Consider the following 17,382-nt stretch of genomic DNA (forward strand, 5'->3'; position numbering starts at 1 on the left):
TATATTGGCCTGACTGCCTTAGGCTTATCCGGCAGGTCAATGTTCTATTATGCGCCAAAGTACGGAAAAGAACAGGAAAACACAGGGCCGGTTCAGCACCGTCACCAAGTATCTCAAGGAATATCGTGGTTATCTGATTGCCGGGGCGTTTTGTATTCTGGCGACCAACGCCCTCTCCATGACTATTCCGTACATTACCAAGATCGTTTTCGATTTGCTGGAACGGCACGGTTCGGATTCGGAGCGCCTGAGGTGGGTTCTGATTCTGTTCGGTCTTTCGATTCTGGCCGGGATTTTCCGTTTTCTTATGCGTCGTACGGTGATCTGGGCCTCGCGCAAGATCGAATACCGGTTGCGCGGTGAGATTTTCGGGCATCTCCTTAAGCTGTCCCCCTCATATTATGATACTCATCGCACCGGGGATATAATGGTGCGCCTGACCAATGACCTCGAAGCGGTCCGGATGATGATCGGCCCGGGGATCATGCATATCTCCTCCACGATTTTAACCTTCATTATAGCTGTTATCTTCATGGTGAATCTTTCACCGACCCTGACACTGTATTCACTGGTTCCGATGATCTTCGTACCGCTGGCGGTGTACCGGATCGGGAACCTGGTGCATATCCGGGCAATGCGTATCCAGGATCACTTCTCGGAACTAACCGCGACAGTTCAGGAGAATATCGCCGGAATTCGGGTGGTTAAGGCGTTTCGGCAGGAAGAGTCCGAAACCGAGAACTTCCGCGATATGTCCAGCCGCTATCTTGATCTCAACATGGACATGGCGCGACTTCAAGCGACGTTGAATCCGCTCATCATGGCCCTCGCTGCGACTTTGGGGCTGGTGGTGTTGTATTTCGGCGGCCGGGATGTCATAAACCATGATATTCCGCTCGGTACACTGGTGGCGTTTTTTGCCTATCTGTCGATGCTTTTCTGGCCGGCCATTGCGTTCGGCTGGGTGGTTTCGCTTTATCAGCGCGGGACTGCCTCGCTCGACCGGATCAACACCGTTCTGCGGACCGAGCCGGAAATTCGCGACAACGGCAAGGAAGCGCATCGCGGTAAAATCAAAGGTAAAATCGAGTTCCGCCATCTGAGCTTCAGTTACGAGGACAATCTCGTGCTGAACGATATTGATCTGACCGTTGAGGCCGGGGAGACGATCGGACTGGTCGGCATGACCGGTTCCGGAAAGACGACATTGGTGTCGCTGCTGGCGCGGCTTTACCCGTCGGCGCGCGGCAAACTGCTTATTGACGGCGTCGATATCAACGACTGGGAGTTGGAGTCGCTGCGCAATCAGATCGGTTTTGCCACCCAGGAGCCCTTTTTATTTTCCCGCAACATTGCCGAAAACGTGGCGTTCGGGGCCGAATTGACCGATCCGGACGAAGTCTCACAAGCGGCGGACACGGCGGCGCTGGTCAAGGATATCGAGATGTTCCCAAGCGGCTATGAGACAATGCTGGGCGAGCGGGGGATTACCCTTTCGGGCGGCCAGAAACAGCGCACAGCGATTGCCCGGGCGCTGTTGATCGATCCGGCGATTCTGGTTCTCGACGATGCCACTTCATCGGTCGACACCGAGACCGAGGACGAGATCAACGAGAAGATCAAGGCGGTTCTCAGCGGCCGGACGGCGATTGTCATTTCGCATCGGGTTTCATCGGTCAAAGAAGCGGACAAAATTATCTATCTCGAAAACGGTCGGATTGTCGAAATGGGCAACCACGATCAGTTGATCGCCAAAGACGGCCGGTACGCCGAACTGTACCGAGCCCAGTTGATGGCTCAGGAGCTGGACAAGCTATGAGTGCAGCCGATGCCTACCACGAGGAAGAAGCGCTCGGCAAGGCCTACGATGCCCGCCTGATGAAGCGGTTGCTGACTTATATCCGACCCTACCGCAAATGGGTGGCGCTGGCGGTGGTGCTGCTGCTCATCACGTCGTCGTTCCAGATAGCGCTCGCTTTTCTGACGCAGGTGGCGATTGACGACTATATCACTCCCGGCAAACTTTCCGGCCTGTTTACCATGGCAATGATCTATCTCGGGGTGATCGTGGTCGGATTTTTTGCCAGTTATGCCCAGCTTTATATCACCGCCTGGCTCGGGCAGAAAGTTCAGCACGATATTCGCATGCAGGTGTTCTCGCATTTGCAGCGGCTGCATCTCGGCTATTTCGACAAAAATCCGGTGGGGCGACTGGTAACGCGGGTTACCTCGGATGTCAACGTGCTCAACGAGATGTTCTCCTCCGGGGTGGTGACGGTGATCGGGGACATTTTCATGCTGGCGCTGATTATCGGTGCTTTGCTCTACTACAACTGGAAACTCGCCCTGATTACGTTCATCGTGGTGCCGCTGCTGGTCGGGGCGACCTTTTTGTTCCGGGCCAGGGTCCGTGATGTCTATCGTCTGGTCCGGCTCAAGCTGGCGCGGTTGAACGCTTTCGTACAGGAACATATCACCGGCATCAAAGTAGTCCAGTTGTTCGTTAAGGAGAAACGGACGTTCGAGCAGTTCGATGAGATCAACCGCGACCTGCGCGGAGCGCATTTTCGCTCGATTTATTATTACGCGGTGTTTTTCCCGACCGTTGAAGTGATTGGCGCCCTCTCGCTGGCGCTGCTGCTGTACTATGGCGGCTTCCAGATCGAGGCCGGTCTGCTGACTTTCGGCGAACTGGTGGCGTTCATTCAACTCGTGGAGCGGTTCTATCGTCCGATCCGCGATCTCTCGGAAAAATATAACATTCTGCAGGCTTCGATGGCCTCATCGGAGCGGATTTTCCGCCTGCTCGACACCCCGCCGGCATTTGACGGACCTAAGGAAGATGTTGCAACCGGTGAGTTCAAAGGTCGCATCGAGTTTGAAAATGTCTGGTTCGCTTATAACGAAAACGAATGGGTGCTCAAGGATGTCTCGTTCACGGTGGAACCGGGCGAGAAGGTAGCGATTGTCGGCGCGACCGGCGCGGGGAAAACCTCGTTGATGTCCCTGTTGTATCGGTTCTATGATTATCAAAAAGGCTCGATCAGAATCGACGGGGTGGATATCAAAAACTGGCCGGTCGACCGTTTGCGCTCGCATCTGGCGCTCGTTCTTCAGGATGTCTACCTTTTCAGCGGCGACTATGCCGCCAATGTAAGGCTGCGCAACGAAACGATCACCGACGACCAGGTACGCACGGCCTTATCGCGAGTCGGGTTCGACCGCTTTCTGACCGAGGCCCCGGACGGCATCCACACCAGAGTCCGGGAACGGGGGGCGACACTTTCGACCGGACAGAAACAGTTGTTGTCGTTCGCTCGTTCGCTGGCCCATAATCCGGACATTCTCATTTTGGACGAAGCGACCTCATCGGTTGACACCGAGACCGAGCTGTTGATCCAGAGTGCGCTCGATGAGTTGCTCAAGGGGCGGACCTCGATCGTGATCGCGCATCGGTTGTCGACAATCGAAAAAGCCGATAAAATCATCGTGCTGCATCACGGTCAACTGCGTGAAATGGGGAAACATCATGAGTTGTTGCAGCAGCGGGGGATTTATTATAGACTGTACCAGATGCAGTATAAAAAACAGGCGGCCCCGCCAACCGGATGATCGATTGTCCGAGCGTTCGTGCGCATAGGTCATCAGAGTACGGTTGTGAGTCGGGCGACGCAAGGCCGCCCGCTACGCGAGGTCAGCGCACTAACCAGCGTTGCCGGGGGGCTTGTCTCCCCGGCGATGTTGAAACGATAGAGATTATGAAAAATGTTATGGACGGAGCGATAGCATTGTCGATAAACAAAACGCAGAAACGAGATATTGCAAAATTCGTAGATGAACTGGCCCGAGGAGCGGGACAAATTCTTAAGGCCGGATTCAGCAAGTCCAAAAAGGTCCGCTACAAGGGGCGGATCGATCCGGTGACGCAGTTCGATGTCAAGGCGGAGAAGTTTATCACTTCGCGCATTGCCGCCAAATTCCCCGATCATGCCGTGATGGCCGAAGAGGGCTCCGACACGGCGGCCCGTTCTCCCTGGCGCTGGGTAATCGATCCGCTCGACGGGACGGTCAATTTCGCTCATGGTTTTCCCGTCTACTGTGTGTCGATCGCCGTGCAGTACGAGGGGGGGACGGTCGTGGCGGCGATTTTCGATCCGGAGCGCGACGAGCTGTTTTCGGCAACGGCCGGCGGCGGGGCGCGTCTCAACGGTCGCAAGATATCGGTCTCGGAGGAAACGAAGCTCGGTCGTTCTTTGCTCGCGACCGGCTTTTCGTACAGCGTAGCCACCGACCGCAAGAACAACCTCGGTCTTTTTGCCCGCATGGTTAAAACCGCCCAGGCGGTACGGCGACCCGGCTCGGCGGCGATCGACCTCTGCTGGCTGGCTTCGGGGCGAATTGACGGTTTCTGGGAGCTTAAACTTCATCCCTGGGACACGGCGGCGGCGATTCTGATCGTGCGTGAAGCGGGGGGGAAGGTCAGTCGGATCGACGGCTCCCCGTACGATATCTTCGCGAAAGACATTCTTGCCTCCAACAGCCGGATTCATGCCCAGATGCAACGGGCTTTGACGGGGCGAACGGAAAAACAGGTGAAGTGATCGTTTTTGCGACGACTTCTTTTTATCGGTAGATGAGACCTTCATCGAGGTTTAACTCGTCTAGGGTCATGTCCAGGAGCGTCTGCAACTCCTCGTGATAGTCCTCGCTGCCGTCGGTTTTCCACTCAAGCTCGGATAAAACCTCGAACACGAATTCCTTTTCTCCTTGTTTGGTCCAATCTTCCTGTAAGGTCTTGTTGGGGTGGCTGCCGAAATTGAGTTGGAATCTATGCCGGTTCCAGCGGGCTTTCATATCGGGGCCGGAGTCGATGAAGACGCGGTTGTTGACGAGGTTGCGGATCTGGAACACACCCATGGGCGGTTTCATCTGGCGGTACTGTTCCTTGAGTTCTTTTTTTCTGTCCATATCGTATGTTCCTGTCTCGTGTTATTTCCATGCTGTCGTCTCTTGAACAGTTGTTTATGACAGAGGTTTCAACGATTTCAATTAGCTGGATTCGGGAGGCCGTGCACTCCGACCGGTTGGTTAGCAATTGACAGAATCACTCTAACCGGTATATTAGAGGCAGATAGTCCCCCTCTTTGTCCGGTAATTTATTTCGCATTGGGAGGAAAATCAAATGCGAAAGCACACCAGTTCTATCCTCGTCCTCACCACCCTTTCAATAGTCATTGCCAGTCTGCTTATCATCCTGTCTTGCGGTGATGATAATGACATAACCGGTCCGGCTGATTCGATTGCTCCAGCCCGAATCAATGACCTCTCGGTCGAAGTGATTGGCGAAGGGGCAGCAATCAAACTGTACTTCACGGCAGTCGGCGACGACAGCCTTAGCGGAACGGCCAAATCATATCGGTTGTATTACTCGAACTCACCGATCGAAGAGTCGGACTGGCAAGATGCGAACTTCCTGGATTTGGCCGCCAAGCCTCCCGTAGCGGGCCAGAGGGATACGGTTGTTACAGATCGACTTCAGCCGAACCGGGGATACTTTCTGGTGCTGCAGGTCTGTGATGAAGCCGGGAATTGCTCGCTGGTGTCCAACATGGTCATTTGTTATACTAGCTCCCGTGGGTACTGGCATTTGCCGGCCATGATCACCGATCTTGTCGTGACTGATGTCAACCTTTCCAGTGTGCAGTTAACCTGGACGGCGCCGGGAGCCGATTCGATCTGGGGCCTTGTCAACGAGTACGAGGTCCACTACGGCCAAGACAGCGCAGCAGTGAGCTCAGGGGACTCGGCTCAGATATTGCGTTTGACGGAACAAAATGCGGCGTGCGGCGAATTGGTGAGTTACTGGGTGCGGGATTTATTGCCGGAAGAAGACTACTGGTTCACGGTGGTAGCGCTGAACCGCTACGGTATGAGCTCCCAACCCTCTAATATGAGGCAGGTGACCACGGTCTACTGGCCGGACACGATCCCCCCGGCGCGTGTGACTGATCTGCGCGTAATCGATTCGAGCGACGCTCGATTGACGCTGGCCTGGACCGCCACCGGTGACGACAGTCTTACGGGTCTGGCGTACAGCTATGAATTGCGCTGGTCCTACGCGCCGTTGTCCGACTCGAACTGGAGCGCGGCCAATTTGTTGATCTTCTCCGACGATCCTTCAATGCCGGGGGAAACTGATACGGTGCGGACTGATCGACTGTCTCACCAGATGGAGTACTTCTTTGGCGTACGCTTGTGCGATGAAGGAGGTCTGTGTTCGGGGATTTCGAACGTTCTTCAGCACCGGGTTATGTGGGATGATGCCACACCGCCGGCGCCAGTTACCGACCTGCGCGTCATTGACTCCAGTGATGCCCGTCTCACCTTGGCCTGGACCGCCACCGGCGATGATAGCCTGACAGGTCAGGCGAGTAGTTATGAGGTACGCTGGTCCTACGCGCCGTTGTCCGACTCGAATTGGAGCGCGGCCAATTTGTTGATCTTCTCCGACGATCCTTCAATGCCGGGGGAAACTGATACGGTGCGGACTGATCGACTGTCTCACCAGACGGAGTACTTCTTTGGCGTACGCTTGTGCGATGAAGGAGATCTGTGTTCGGGGATTTCGAACGTACTTCAGCATAGAGTAATGTGGGATGACACGATTCCACCGGCAGTGATTGATGATCTTCGTGCCTCGCAGGCAGGCAGGGGGGAGATTGAAGTCAGGTGGACGGCTCCGGCTGACTTACCCGACGGCGGGGCCGTCGTTGCTTATGATCTCCGATATTCAACTGAACCGATCGATGAGAGCAATTTCGCGTCCTGCACTCGCATAGAGACCGGAACACCCGGTATTCCCGGCACCGAGGAAGGGCTGGTGGTGACCGTGGTTGACGCCTACTGCAACTACTATTTTGCCATCCGCAGTGTGGACGAATACGACTTCCTGTCGGCGGTATCCGCGCCAGCCTACGTCTCTTATGAACCGGAAGGTTTAACTCTGGATTGGCCGGAACTCCCCGACAGCCTCGGCGTAGATCGGGTTCTCAGCTTCGCGATGACTCACGATGGAGGAACTCTGGTGCTGTTCCGACCGACCTGGCTGGAGTCTCACGATGCCGATATCGCCCTTCTCAAGGTTGATGCGGACGGAGGGCTCGTCTGGCAGAGAACATACGGCGGTGCGGGGTATGACGATGGTGTGGGGATACTGAGGCTTTCGACGGGCTACGTGCTCGTGGCAAACACCGAGAGCTACGGCGCCGGAGACAAAGATGTCTGGCTGGTGTGGATCGATGAATCGGGAAACGTAACACAGACGAAGACCATCGGCGATGAACTGACTCAATATGCGACCCAATGTGACGTATCTCCCACAGGTGGCTTCGCAGTGGGGGGAGTCTCAAGTACGATCCCCGGAGCGTTCGTGACAGGATTGGATAACTCGGGAGCCATCAAATGGACCAAAGAGCATACGTTGGGACAAGAGTGCCTCGGGCAACGTGGCAGTGAATCGATCTATGGCATTGATTTCAACCCTTTGGGTGACCTGGTGTATTCAATCCAGAGCGACTATTATCAGGGTCATCCCTCGCCCGGTACCGGCGAGTGGGTTTGTGAGTCTTATTCCGCTGCCCACCTCATGCTCGTGCCGCCGGGCGGAATTCCGGCCTCGATCTTCTCGGGCAGCGGCTACCTTGATGCTCCGGTCTTCATCAAGAGTGTGTCTTACTCGGGCGGCTCGACGTGGCTTTTCCACTATTATGACCGTTACTTCTACATCTATAATCCGTACGGAGAGCTTTTCTGCTGGGATGAAAGCGGGTCTCTTGTATGGAAGGAGCCTGCGCCGCAGGGATATGCCGGTGCTGTTGCTCTAGGTTCGAGCCAGGTGATCGCGGTCGTAGCCGACGCCCATACGTCCGTCCTGCAACTGATTAGCTATCCAACCAACGGTGGTGGCTATGACCTGGCAATCAACGTTGGCTCTTCAGTACAAGCCGGCGGTATCGCTATAAACGAAGCAAATGACATCGTAGTGGCAGGCTCGGCCTTGAAAGACGGCGTCAGGCAGATATTCATCTTCCGAGTCGAGCGCTGACATGCAACCCGGGTAGGCTCTCGATCGGAAACGGGCAACCTCCCCTTTTACCTTGCCAATTGAGCCGACAGGCTTTAGTCTGTCGGTCTCAAGTTCGATAATCATATAAGGATATATATGACTAAAGAAATACTGGTTAAATCGACATCCGGCGTCAGAGGGGTCGTTGGAAACGGATTAGATCCGCTGCTGGCAACACGTTACGGGGCAGCCTTCGGAGCCTTTGTCAAAAAGGGCACAATCGTGGTCGGCCGCGACAGTCGCCCCTCAGGCGATATGATCTGCCGGGCGGTGATTGCCGGGCTGGTCGCGGTGGGTATCGATGTGGTCGAAATCGGCATCGTCCCGACTCCGACGGTTGAAATAGCCGTCAAGAAGCTCAAGGCAGCGGGGGGGATCTGCGTTACCGCCTCCCATAATCCGGCTCCCTGGAACGCTCTTAAGTTCTTCAACGACAAGGGCGAATTTATTACCCCGGCCCAGTACAAACAGCTTGATCGGTTGTTTGAGAAAGAAAAATATCCGTTCCAGCCGGTGGAGCGGCTCGGTAAAGTTGAGCGACAGGATCGCTGGATCGACGAGCATATCAAGATGACTCTCAAGGTCAAGGGAGTCAACCGGGCGGCGGTTAAGCGGCGCAAGTTCAAGGTGGTCGTAGATGCGATCAACGGCGCCGGGTCGTTTGCCCTGCCGGAGCTGCTGGAGCGCATGGGAGCGCAGGTGATCCGGATCAACTGCAACGGCGACGGCAAATTCGTCCATGAACCGGAACCGATTCCGAAAAATCTGACTCAACTCGGCCGAGCGGTGAAAAAGCACAAGGCCGACCTCGGTCTTGCCTGTGATCCCGACGCCGACCGGCTGGCCCTGGTCAATGAGAAGGGGGTGCCGATCGGCGAAGAACTCACCCTTTCCATCGGAGTGATGCAGGTGCTCAGGCGGGTCAGGGGGGCAACCGTGATAAATCTCTCCACCTCGAAAACTACCTCCGATGTGGCCGAGGCGATGGGCTCGAAGGTTTATCTCTCCAAAGTCGGTGAGTCGAACGTGGTGCAGTTGATGCACCGCCGGAAGGGTGTAATCGGCGGCGAGGGAAACGGCGGAGTGATTTATCCCGCTTTTCATGCCGGGCGGGATTCGCTCATCGCAGCGGCTTTGACACTTAGTTGTCTGGCTGAAAAGAAAATCTCGCTGGGACAACTGGCGGAAACTTTACCGAAGTATTACAATATAAAAACCAAAGCTGCGCTTCCTCAGGATTTCAAGGCACGGCTGAAGAAGCTCGAAAAAGAAGCCGGGGCGTTGCCTGGTCCGTGTAGAATCGACCGTCAGGACGGTTTGCGGTTCGATTTTGACCGGGGCTGGCTTCAGATTCGTTCTTCCAACACGGAACCGATTTACCGATTGATTGTCGAGACAAACGATTCCGATCTGACTCAACGACTGGCCCGAAAGGTGGCTCGTTACTTCAAATAAGAGGCGATTTTTATGTGCGGCATTGTTGGATACGTAGGACCCAAGCAGGCGATTCCGATTCTCATCAGCGGACTGAAACGGTTGGAGTATCGCGGTTACGACTCGGCCGGGATAGCGCTCCAGACCGGGTCCGGCCTGATGGTGGCCAAGTCGGCCGGAAAGATTGTCGAACTCGAAAAACTGATCGCCGATGTCCATTGCGACTGCACGCAGGGCATCGCCCATACTCGTTGGGCCACCCACGGGGAACCGACCCAGGTCAACGCCCACCCGCACACCGACGCCGAAGAGCAGTTCGCGCTCGTTCATAACGGCATCATCGAAAACTACCGGGCGCTCCGTGAATTCCTGATTCAAAAGGGATTTGAGATCCGGACCGATACCGATACCGAGATTCTGGTACATCTGATCAAGTTTCATTATCACGGTGATCTCACCGAAGCGGTCCGCATGGCTTTGACTCAGGTCGACGGGACCTACGGCATCGCCGTCATCAGTTCAAGAAATCCCGGCATAATCGTAGCGGCCCGCATGGGATCGCCGCTGGTGATCGGCACCGGCGAGAAGGAGAACTTTGTCGCGTCCGATGTCTCGGCCATGCTCGAGCATACGAATAAAGTAGTTTATCTCAACGACGGCGAAATCGCCACGGTCTCCGCCAACGGATTCGAAGTCTCGACCATTCAAAACGTCAAGATCAACAGTGTGGTTGAAGAGGTGAGCTGGACGCTCGATGAGATCGAAAAAGCGGGCTACGACCATTTCATGCTCAAGGAAATTCACGAGCAAAGCACCACTTTGCCAAACGCTTATCGCGGGCGGTTGAACGAGGAAGAAGGGATTCCTCGTTTGCACGGTCTCAATCTTCAATACGATCAACTGCGTAAGATCAAGCGAATCATTATCACCGCCTGCGGCACTTCCTGGCATGCCGCCCTGATCGGTAAGTACATGATCGAGGAGTTGGCGCGGGTACCGGTCGAGGTCGAATACGCCTCGGAGTTCCGTTATCGCTCACCGATCATCGACGAGAATACGATCATGTTCGTTATCTCGCAGTCGGGCGAGACGGCCGACACTCTGGCTGCTCTGCGCGAGGCGCACAATCGCGGCTGCACCGTGCTGGGTATTGTCAACACGGTGGGTTCGACGATTGCCCGTGAAAGCGACGGCGGTGTGCATATCCATGCCGGTCCTGAGATCGGGGTCGCCTCGACCAAGGCGTTCACCTCGCAGGTAATGGTGCTTTCGTTGATCGCTACCCTGCTGGGACGTATGCGACACCTGTCGGTCCAGCAGGGACAGGAGATGATTCAGGCGATTCAGAAAATACCGGCCCAGGTGGAATCGATTTTCCACCATGAGGACAAGATCATAGAAATCGCCGAGTCCTACCACAAGGCCAACAACTTCCTCTATCTCGGTCGCGGTATCAACTGGCCGACAGCGCTCGAGGGAGCGCTCAAGCTCAAGGAGATTTCGTACATTCACGCCGAGGGATACCCGGCCGCCGAGATGAAACACGGCCCGATCGCTCTGATCGACGAGAACATGCCGGTGGTGGTGATCGCCCTCAAGGATCCGGTGTACGACAAGGTGATGTCGAACATTGCCGAAGTCCGCGCGCGGCAGGGGCAGGTTATTGCTATTGCCACCGAAGGGGACAAGGAGATCGCCGAACGAGTCAACCATGTCATTTATATCCCTTACACCAACCGGTTGTTGACACCGTTGCTGGCGATTATTCCGCTGCAGTTACTGGCGTATCATATCGCGGTTATGCGGGGATGTCATGTCGACCAGCCGCGTAATTTGGCAAAATCGGTGACGGTGGAATAGACAGAACGATTGATCGTACGATGTGTAAGCGGCGTTCTCGAACGCCGCTTTTTTTATGTGGGACACCTTTCGGTCCGGTGGCCCATCCGTCCATGGGTGGGAATTGTTACGATGTGCTGTAGGCACTCCACCCCTCGGGTGGGATTACGTGGGCGGCAGACGTCTCGTCTGCCCCTGCAGCAGCCTGCCCCGGAGAACGTCTTTCCCGCGAAAGCGGGAATCCATCTTCTTTTTTTGGTGCCCCACCCCTCGCGGATTGTTGACAAACTTCAATCGCGGCGGAGACAAGCCCCGCCGCTACGCGTTAAAGGACCCTAACCTCGCGTAGCGGGCGGCCTTGTGTCGCCCGTATTACAGTTGTGCCGGGTGGGCGGCAGACGTCTCGTCTGCCCCTGCAGCAGCCTGCCCCGGAGAACGTCGCACCTGCGAATGCAGGTGCCTATCTTCCATTCCTCGCGCTGATGCTCTGCGTCGACGCGTCATGTTCGGGCGCTCCGCGCCCTTCCTCATCTCTGGATGCCGGTCTTCGGTAGTGTTGACAAACCTCCATCGCGGCGGGATTTGTCTCCGCCGCAGAAAAGGTTTTTCAATATTCCCTTTCGCTGGAGCGACTTGTTGTGCGAGTATCCACAATTAGATGAATATGTGTTTGCGTTGTTATGGTGTGAGGGATTTTGACCCGCGACCGGGACCAGGACATATTTGTTGACCGGGTGCGGGCAATGGGAGACCTTGATCTCAACCAAAGGACCCCGATGGAATATATACAGACGATATTAAAAGATGCCCTCAGCCTGATTCCCTCCGGCATCGCGCTGCTGGTGCTGCTGGTCGCGCTCTGGATCGTGCGATTGATCATCGACCGCAGCGCCGCCTCGAAATCCGGCAGTCGGCTGCGCCGTCAGGTAATCACCGGCCTGCTCTCGTTTGCGGGTTTGTTGGTGATCATCATGGTTTCACCGCTCAACGACAATCAGAAAGGGCAACTGCTCAGTCTGATAGGAATCCTGCTTTCGGCGGCGATTGCTTTGTCCGCGACGACGTTCGTTGGCAATATCATGGCCGGATTGATGCTCCGCGCAGTAAGAAACTTCCGCCCCGGCGATTTCATTCAGGTCAACGAGCATTTCGGCCGGGTCACCGAGCGGGGTCTTTTCCATATCGAAATACAAACCGAAAGTCGCGACCTGACCACTCTCCCGAATCTTTATCTCGTTTCCAATCCGGTCAAGGTGATACGGGCGTCCGGGACCGTGGTTTCGGCCGATGTTTCGCTCGGGTACGATCTCGCTCATCAGGAAGTCGAGCGCTGTTTGCTCAAGGCAGCCGAAGAAGCGGGACTGCACGAGCCGTTCGTTTATATTACCGATCTGGGCGACTATTCCGTCACGTATCGGGCTTCGGGGCTGCTGGTTGAGGTCAAACAATTGCTTTCTTCTCGTTCGGCGCTGCGGCAGAAAATCATGGATCATCTGCACGGAGCCGGGATTGAAATCGTGTCGCCGACCTTCATGAATCAACGACCGCTGCCGCCGGATAAAAAATTCATCCCGACTCCGCATCGCACGGCGACCAGGTCGGTGCCGCCGGAGACCAGCGCTCCCGAGGCAATCGTATTCGACAAAGCGGATGAAGCGGAATCGGTGGAGAAACTCCGCGAGCGGCTCGAAGAAACGATAAAGAGCATCGATGCCGTTAACGATGAGATCAAAGAAGCGGACAACGAAACGGATCGTAAAAGTCTGACCGACAAGCGGGATCGTCTCGAGGCTCACCGCGAATGGTATAAGAAACTGCTCGATCACAAAGAAAATCCCGACAAGCCGTTGGACTGAGAGTCTCTTCCACGGATAAATGTTGAGAAGCTCAAATAGAATCATACACAGACGGGGAGACAAGTCCCGGGAGTGGTATTATGCCCACTGATCCGACAGAAGTATTTTTCGATTTGTTCGAACCGCTGCCGCAACACGGTCCGGGGAGCGAGGCAAGTACGCTGAAGGCTTTGTCTTACCTCAAAGACATCCCCAAACAACCGCGCATTCTCGACCTGGGTTGCGGCGCCGGTCTGCGCACGGTGCTGCTGGCTAAAGCTACGGGCGGAACGGTGATCGGAATGGACCTCAAGTCTTCACTCGTTGAACGGCTCGAAGCCGCTGCCCGCAAGGCCGGTTTGGCCGATCATGTAACGGCTCTCGAGGGTTCCATGAAGGAACTCTCCTTTCCGGAAGAATCGTTCGATGTCATCTGGTCCGAGGGCGCGATTTATAACATCGGTTTTGAAAAAGGGTTGAAGTATTGGCGGCAATTCGTGAAGCCGGGTGGTTATGTGGTGGTTAGCGAAGTATGCTATGTGACCGAAGACATCCCGGAAGAGCTGGAATCTTTCTGGGACGAAGAGTACCCGGAAATAGAACAAGCCTCAATTCTGTCCGCACTGGCGACCGGCGCGGGCTACGAGATGATCGCGGAGTTCAATCTGCCCGCCTCGGACTGGAAGGATAACTTCTACGATCCCCTGATTCAACGCCTTGAGGAATTAGCTGTCAAGTACCGGGGCGACAGCGTGGCCGAAGAGGTAATAAACCGCACGCGCCGGGAGATAGATATCTTCACGCGATATCACGGCGTGCACGTCTATCGTTTCTTTATCATGCGCCGCTGACGGATGGATATGAAAACGGATGTGACCTGAGCCACACCCGTATCGGTTATTGCATGAAAACAGAAACGGGCAAAGTTCACACTCCGCCCGTTGAGCAGTCTATTCGACTTTACTAATCGTAACTCGACGATTCATCTGGCGGCCTTCAACCGTGTCGTTGTCGCCGATGAAATACTGCGGATTTTCACCCAAACCGGTGGCAGTCATACGCGACTCGGCGATACCCTTGGATTTCAGGTATTCGAGCGCGGCGTTGGCGCGGTTCTGGGAAAGGGTCATGTTGGCGGTTTCTGATCCCTGGGAATCGGTGAAGCCCTTGATCTCTATTTTTGTTTCAGGATAGGCTTTCATCGAAGCCACCACACCGTCGAGGGTAGCTTTGGCCGTGTCGGTCAGTTCGTACGATCCGGAGGCGTAGTTAACCTTTCCGGAGAGAACGATCTCTTCTTTGATTTCCTGAGCGACAGGACATCCCCGCAGATCGACCTCGACATCGGCCGGGGTGTTGGGGCAGGCATCGTTGTCGTCCATCACGCCGTCGCCGTCGCTGTCGAGCGGACAACCCATATTGCCAACGGTAGTGCCCTTGGGTGTGCCGGGACATTTATCGATACCGTCGAGAACACCGTCTTTGTCACTATCTGAAGGACAACCAACTTCATCAACAGTGGCACCCAGCGGTGTGTCGGGGCAGTCATCGTTTTCATCGGCTACGCCATCGCGGTCGGCATCGGGCGGACAACCCTGATCATCGACTTGCATACCGGCCGGGGTGTTCGGGCACTGGTCAAAAGAATCATAGACACCGTCGCCGTCGGTATCGAGCGGACAACCGAGAGCATCGACCCGTACGCCCTTGGGTGTATTCGGGCATTGGTCAAGTCCGTCATAAACGCCATCCTGGTCGGCATCGAGCGGGCAACCGTGGTTGTCGACTTCAGCGCCGTGAGGAGTGTCGGGACACTGGTCGTCGGTATCCTTAACGCCGTCCTTATCCTGGTCGGGCGCACCACCCAGATACAAAGTGAGACCGATCGAGGGCTCCAGGTAGGCATGGAAGGGGCGAGTGTCCCATTCGGTCCAGTCGCCTGAGCCGTAGAAACCTTCGGGCACGTTGCTGTCGAGATTGGCGATATCGTAGGTGAAACGAAGCTGAGCATCGACCGTGACCCAGGAGAGCAGCCAGTAATGCAAGCCGCCGCCGAGTTTGATATTCAAATCGGTTATTTTATGCGTCTCGGCGCCCTTGATCTCACGCAAGCGCCAGTAGTCGATACCGAAACCACCCATGACGAATGGCTGGAGTTTCTTTTCGATGTTGAAGTTATAGCTGGCGGTCAGCCAATAAAGCTGAGCCCGTAAATGGGCCACAGCGTTGTCTTTATCACGGAAGCTGAAAGACTGGTCGGACGTAGCCGAGCTGTCGTCATAGGTGTTGATCCAGGCATAACCAAGGCCGATCACCCAGCGGTTGGTGAGGCCGTAGCGGGCTTCCAGGCCAAAATCCCAACCCATTCTGAAAGGCTCGTAGGTTTCGTCGAACTGATCGAAACTCGATCCCTCAAAGAGCGGCGCCAAACCTACACCGCGACCGCTAATACCTATTTTTCCCCCCCACTCCTCGGCCTGCCCGGCAACAGCCAGCGCCAGGATTAACGTCAGTACCGTGAGAGTGATCCTGTGTTTCATTTTTCTTCCTTTTGTGTGTTAGGTTCGTTCAATTTCTCTTTTGTGCAACCTGTCCATGATAGTCCAAGTCTCAACGGAGAGACTTGAATGCTCATATCCTGTAATAAATAAACAGGATTCAGGAGCTTATTTTTCAACAATAATCTAGTGATGTATTTCTCTAACTGTCTGTAAACTTCCGGGGGCATACTCCGTCTTACTGGTTGAAAGGTGGATATCTGAACCGGACTAAAAGACTCCTCACTGCCGGGGATTACCATCGCGAACGGCAGAAATATCCTGTTGTGGAACGGCGGTTCCATACGAAAGCCCGGCTGCTGACAACCAGTGTGCCGGGCTCTCACGTTTTGATATTAGCAGAGGATATTACTGCTCGACCTTCGGCAAATCTCGCTCGAGTTGTTTATCGAAGCGGTTGCCAAGGACGTAATCGGCCTGCATCACGGTATGAATTTCGCGGGTGCCTTCGTAAATCGAGGCTCCTTTGGCGTTGCGATAAAATCGCTCCACCGGGTATTCATCCGAGAAACCATAAGCCCCGAACACCTGAACGGCGTTGGCGGCGGAGGCTTCGGCCTCACGGCAGGCGATCCATTTGGCCAGTGAAGTTGCTTTGGTCGAGCGCAATCCCTGATTCTTGAGCAGACCGGCTTTCATCCAGAGAGGGGTGCAATACTCATAGCCCGCTTCCATGTTGGCAATCATCTGCTTGACCAGTTGATGGTCGGCAATCGGCTGGCCGAACGTCTGACGTTCTTTCGAGTAATTGATGCAGGCATCGCGGCAGGCGCGTATGAGGCCGCACGATCCGGCCGCCACGGTGTAACGACCCTGATCGAGGCAGAACATGGCGATTTTGAATCCCTGGCCTTCCTTGTAGACCAGATTTTCCGCCGGGACTTCGACATCCTGCATCGAAATCCAGCCGGTGTTGCCGGAGCGCACGCCTAACTTACCGTGAATACTTCCGGTGGTTACGCCGGCGAATGCTTTCTCCACGATGAACGCCGACATACCGCTGTGATCGCGAGCCTTCTTTTTATCCAGGTCGGTCCAGGCGAAGATCAGGAAATAGTCGGCCATGTCCGCCAGCGAGATCCACATCTTCTCGCCGTTGAGGATATACTTGTCCCCCTGCTTTACGGCGGTGGTCTGAATACCGACCGCATCCGAACCGGCGGCCGGTTCGGTCAGACCGAATGTGGCCAGTTTCTCGCCTTTAGCAGCCGGGATGAGATATTTTTGTTTCTGTCCCTCGTTGGCCCAGGTGAGCACCGGTAGTGAGAAAAGACCGATATGGACCGAGAGAATTACCCGTGCGGCGGTGTCGGCGTATTCCATTTCTTCCGAAGCCAGGCCGAGGGAGATATAATCCATACCAAGGCCGCCGTATTGTTCCGGAATACAAAAGCCGAGCAGGTTGGCCTTGACCATAGCCGGGATGATCTCGGGATTTATTTTCTGAGCGCGATCGAACTCGGCGATATTCGGCGCGACGACTTTGGCGGCCACTTCGCGAGCCATATCGCGCACGGCGAGCTGGTTTTCGGTCAGGGTAAAATCTATCATGTTATAACGTTGCCTCCGGGTATTCTGTTTTCCAAGCGGT

The 17,382-nt window shown here is 55.2% G+C and carries 11 protein-coding genes; 8 read left to right on the top strand and 3 right to left on the bottom strand.

Annotation, left to right across the window (positions count from 1 at the left end):
- Positions 1-49 precede the first annotated feature (49 nt).
- The 3 genes from PLF13_04380 to PLF13_04390 all read left to right on the top strand — a co-directional run bounded on the left by PLF13_04380 (position 50) and on the right by PLF13_04390 (position 4,601).
- On the top strand, positions 50-1,819 hold the full coding sequence (locus PLF13_04380; GenBank protein HOP06510.1) for an ABC transporter ATP-binding protein: 1,770 nt from the start codon (positions 50-52) through the stop codon (positions 1,817-1,819).
- The gene (locus tag PLF13_04385) at positions 1,816-3,612 is read left to right on the top strand and encodes an ABC transporter ATP-binding protein (protein ID HOP06511.1); all 1,797 of its coding nucleotides are present in this window, start codon (positions 1,816-1,818) and stop codon (positions 3,610-3,612) included. Before PLF13_04380 ends, PLF13_04385 begins: the two co-directional genes overlap by 4 nt.
- A gap of 146 nt (positions 3,613-3,758) precedes the next feature.
- Positions 3,759-4,601, top strand: a complete 843-nt coding sequence (locus tag PLF13_04390) for an inositol monophosphatase family protein (GenBank protein ID HOP06512.1) — start codon at positions 3,759-3,761, stop codon at positions 4,599-4,601.
- Between the two features lie 22 nt (positions 4,602-4,623).
- On the opposite strand, the gene PLF13_04395 is transcribed toward PLF13_04390, so the two are convergent.
- A complete protein-coding gene (locus tag PLF13_04395; protein HOP06513.1) occupies positions 4,624-4,968 on the bottom strand; it encodes a GIY-YIG nuclease family protein in 345 nt (114 codons plus the stop codon).
- 214 nt (positions 4,969-5,182) lie between these two features.
- On the opposite strand from PLF13_04395, the gene PLF13_04400 reads away from it, so the two are divergent.
- The 5 genes from PLF13_04400 (at position 5,183) to PLF13_04420 (ending at position 14,084) form a co-directional block, all read left to right on the top strand.
- Entirely contained in the window at positions 5,183-8,104 is a 2,922-nt protein-coding gene (locus tag PLF13_04400) for a fibronectin type III domain-containing protein (GenBank protein HOP06514.1), read from the top strand.
- A gap of 117 nt (positions 8,105-8,221) precedes the next feature.
- Positions 8,222-9,580: a phosphoglucosamine mutase gene (gene glmM / locus PLF13_04405; protein HOP06515.1), complete on the top strand. Its 1,359-nt coding sequence runs from the start codon at positions 8,222-8,224 to the stop codon at positions 9,578-9,580.
- A 12-nt stretch (positions 9,581-9,592) separates the two neighbouring features.
- A complete protein-coding gene (glmS, locus tag PLF13_04410; protein ID HOP06516.1) occupies positions 9,593-11,419 on the top strand; it encodes a glutamine--fructose-6-phosphate transaminase (isomerizing) in 1,827 nt (608 codons plus the stop codon).
- A 755-nt stretch (positions 11,420-12,174) separates the two neighbouring features.
- Positions 12,175-13,254, top strand: a complete 1,080-nt coding sequence (locus PLF13_04415; GenBank protein HOP06517.1) for a mechanosensitive ion channel — start codon at positions 12,175-12,177, stop codon at positions 13,252-13,254.
- A gap of 80 nt (positions 13,255-13,334) precedes the next feature.
- Positions 13,335-14,084: a class I SAM-dependent methyltransferase gene (locus PLF13_04420; protein ID HOP06518.1), complete on the top strand. Its 750-nt coding sequence runs from the start codon at positions 13,335-13,337 to the stop codon at positions 14,082-14,084.
- A 99-nt stretch (positions 14,085-14,183) separates the two neighbouring features.
- On the opposite strand, the gene PLF13_04425 is transcribed toward PLF13_04420, so the two are convergent.
- Together PLF13_04425 and PLF13_04430 are read right to left on the bottom strand one after the other, a co-directional pair.
- The gene (locus PLF13_04425) at positions 14,184-15,773 is read right to left on the bottom strand and encodes a thrombospondin type 3 repeat-containing protein (GenBank protein ID HOP06519.1); all 1,590 of its coding nucleotides are present in this window, start codon (positions 15,771-15,773) and stop codon (positions 14,184-14,186) included.
- A 366-nt stretch (positions 15,774-16,139) separates the two neighbouring features.
- Positions 16,140-17,342, bottom strand: a complete 1,203-nt coding sequence (locus tag PLF13_04430) for an acyl-CoA dehydrogenase family protein (GenBank protein HOP06520.1) — start codon at positions 17,340-17,342, stop codon at positions 16,140-16,142.
- Between the last annotated feature and the right edge of the window lie 40 nt (positions 17,343-17,382).

It is taken from the genome of Candidatus Zixiibacteriota bacterium, from assembly GCA_035380245.1.
Classification (GTDB): Bacteria; Zixibacteria; MSB-5A5; order GN15; family FEB-12; genus DAOSXA01.

Coding starts and splice junctions, on each gene's coding strand:
- PLF13_04430 (HOP06520.1), bottom strand. CDS start 17,342: ATGATAGATTTTACCCTGACCGAAAACCAGCTCGCCGTGCGCGATATG.
- PLF13_04400 (HOP06514.1), top strand. CDS start 5,183: ATGCGAAAGCACACCAGTTCTATCCTCGTCCTCACCACCCTTTCAATA.
- PLF13_04385 (HOP06511.1), top strand. CDS start 1,816: ATGAGTGCAGCCGATGCCTACCACGAGGAAGAAGCGCTCGGCAAGGCC.
- PLF13_04420 (HOP06518.1), top strand. CDS start 13,335: ATGCCCACTGATCCGACAGAAGTATTTTTCGATTTGTTCGAACCGCTG.
- glmM (HOP06515.1), top strand. CDS start 8,222: ATGACTAAAGAAATACTGGTTAAATCGACATCCGGCGTCAGAGGGGTC.
- PLF13_04395 (HOP06513.1), bottom strand. CDS start 4,968: ATGGACAGAAAAAAAGAACTCAAGGAACAGTACCGCCAGATGAAACCG.
- PLF13_04390 (HOP06512.1), top strand. CDS start 3,759: ATGAAAAATGTTATGGACGGAGCGATAGCATTGTCGATAAACAAAACG.
- glmS (HOP06516.1), top strand. CDS start 9,593: ATGTGCGGCATTGTTGGATACGTAGGACCCAAGCAGGCGATTCCGATT.
- PLF13_04380 (HOP06510.1), top strand. CDS start 50: ATGCGCCAAAGTACGGAAAAGAACAGGAAAACACAGGGCCGGTTCAGC.
- PLF13_04425 (HOP06519.1), bottom strand. CDS start 15,773: ATGAAACACAGGATCACTCTCACGGTACTGACGTTAATCCTGGCGCTG.
- PLF13_04415 (HOP06517.1), top strand. CDS start 12,175: ATGGAATATATACAGACGATATTAAAAGATGCCCTCAGCCTGATTCCC.